The sequence below is a fragment of the Tenacibaculum sp. AHE14PA genome (assembly GCF_019278465.1).
GTDB lineage: Bacteria > Bacteroidota > Bacteroidia > Flavobacteriales > Flavobacteriaceae > Polaribacter > Polaribacter bernardetii.
This window is the reverse complement of record NZ_CP058983.1, coordinates 1165001-1167500: the sequence shown is the minus strand read 5'-3', so window position 1 is coordinate 1167500 and position 2500 is coordinate 1165001. Positions and strand designations below refer to the sequence as shown.

The following is a 2500-nucleotide window of genomic DNA, read 5'->3' as shown; positions in this document are numbered from 1 at the left end:
GAGGACCGAACCAGTTGACGTTGAAAAGTCTTTGGATGACCTGTGGGTAGGGGTGAAAGGCCAATCAAACTCGGAAATAGCTCGTACTCCCCGAAATGCATTTAGGTGCAGCGTTGAGCGAAAATTTTATAGAGGTAGAGCTACTGATTGGATGCGGGGGCTTCACCGCCTACCAATTCCTGACAAACTCCGAATGCTATAAAATGTTACTCAGCAGTGAGGGCATGGGTGCTAAGGTCCATGTCCGAGAGGGAAAGAACCCAGACCATCAGCTAAGGTCCCCAAATATATGTTAAGTTGAACTAACGAGGTGAAACTGCTTAGACAGCTAGGATGTTGGCTTGGAAGCAGCCATTCATTTAAAGAGTGCGTAACAGCTCACTAGTCGAGCGGTTTTGCATGGATAATAATCGGGCATAAACATATTACCGAAGCTATGGATTTACGTTGAAAGACACGTAAGTGGTAGGGGAGCATTCTATTTGCGCCGAAGGTGTACTGTAAGGTATGCTGGAGCGGATAGAAAAGAAAATGTAGGCATAAGTAACGATAAAGGGGGCGAGAAACCCCCTCACCGAAAGACTAAGGTTTCCTCAGCGATGCTAATCAGCTGAGGGTTAGTCGGGTCCTAAGGCGAATCCGAAGGGAGTAGTCGATGGATAACAGGTTAATATTCCTGTACTTCTTATAATTGCGATGGGGTGACGGAGTATTGAAAGCACCGCGAACTGACGGAATAGTTCGTTGAAACATGTAGGTATTAGGACTGTAGGTAAATCCGCAGATCTAGCTGAAGTGTGATAGTACAACAAATCTTCGGATGCGTTGATAGTGTGCCTAAAAGCTTCCAAGAAAAACCTCTAAGCTTCAGATTATAAGAACCCGTACCGTAAACCGACACAGGTAGTTGGGATGAGAATTCTAAGGTGCTCGAGTGATTCATGGCTAAGGAACTAGGCAAAATCGACCCGTAACTTCGGGAGAAGGGTCGCCCATCTTCGGATGGGCCGCAGTGAAAAGGTCCAGGCGACTGTTTATCAAAAACACAGGGCTTTGCTAAATTGAAAGATGATGTATAAGGCCTGACACCTGCCCGGTGCTGGAAGGTTAAGTGGAGTTGTTAGCCTTTGGCGAAGCAATGAAATGAAGCCCCAGTAAACGGCGGCCGTAACTATAACGGTCCTAAGGTAGCGAAATTCCTTGTCGGGTAAGTTCCGACCTGCACGAATGGTGCAACGATCTGGACACTGTCTCAGCCATGAGCTCGGTGAAATTGTAGTATCGGTGAAGATGCCGATTACCCGCAGCGGGACGAAAAGACCCCGTGAACCTTTACTATAGCTTCGTATTGGTTTTGGATAAGTAATGTGTAGGATAGGTGGGAGACTATGAAGCGGCGTCGCTAGGCGTTGTGGAGTTGTCCTTGAAATACCACCCTTTGCTTATCTAGAGTCTAACTCAGCAATGAGAACAGTGCGTGGTGGGTAGTTTGACTGGGGTGGTCGCCTCCAAAAGAGTAACGGAGGCTTCTAAAGGTTCCCTCAGCACGTTTGGTAACCGTGCGTAGAGTGCAATGGCATAAGGGAGCTTGACTGAGAGACATACAGGTCGATCAGGTACGAAAGTAGAGCATAGTGATCCGGTGGTTCCGCATGGAAGGGCCATCGCTCAAAGGATAAAAGGTACTCCGGGGATAACAGGCTGATCTCCCCCAAGAGCTCACATCGACGGGGGGGTTTGGCACCTCGATGTCGGCTCGTCACATCCTGGGGCTGGAGAAGGTCCCAAGGGTTGGGCTGTTCGCCCATTAAAGTGGCACGCGAGCTGGGTTCAGAACGTCGTGAGACAGTTCGGTCTCTATCTGCTGTGGGCGTTAGAAATTTGAGTGGATTTGACTTTAGTACGAGAGGACCGAGTTGAACTAACCTCTGGTGTATCTGTTGTTCCGCCAGGAGCACTGCAGAGTAGCTACGTTGGGAAGGGATAAGCGCTGAAAGCATATAAGCGCGAAACCCACCACAAGATGAGATTTCTTTAAAGGGTCGTGGAAGATTACCACGTTGATAGGATACAGGTGTAAAGGCAGTAATGTCATAGCCGAGTATTACTAATAACCCATAGGCTTATGTATAGTTCCCGACTTTCGGGTCGGGACGCAAACTCTTTTGATAATTTACGATATGATTTTACTAATATGTTAACTTATACAGTTGCAATATACTGAACGATTTAAGGTGATTATCGCAATGGGGCTCACCTCTTTCCATCCCGAACAGAGAAGTTAAGCCCATTTGCGCCGATGGTACTGCCAATGGTGGGAGAGTAGGTCGTTGCCTTTCTTTTAAACCTCAATCTTTATAGATTGAGGTTTTTTTTTGCTCTAAACTCAAATGAAAAATAAGAAAAATGGGCAAAGGTATGAGGGTAAAAGGTGAAGAGTAAAATTAAAAGATTATCAATTCATCAAAGGTCAACCAGTCTTAATACTTATTGAAAAAAC

At 46.4% G+C, this 2500-nt stretch carries 2 rRNA genes (1 of these 2 only partly in view); both read left to right on the top strand.

The features are described 5' to 3' along the window. A 23S ribosomal RNA gene (locus H0I30_RS05295) occupies positions 1-2131 on the top strand; it begins 754 nt to the left of the window's first position. A 99-nt stretch (positions 2132-2230) separates the two neighbouring features. Then, a 5S ribosomal RNA gene (gene rrf / locus H0I30_RS05290) occupies positions 2231-2339 on the top strand. Positions 2340-2500 lie beyond the last annotated feature (161 nt).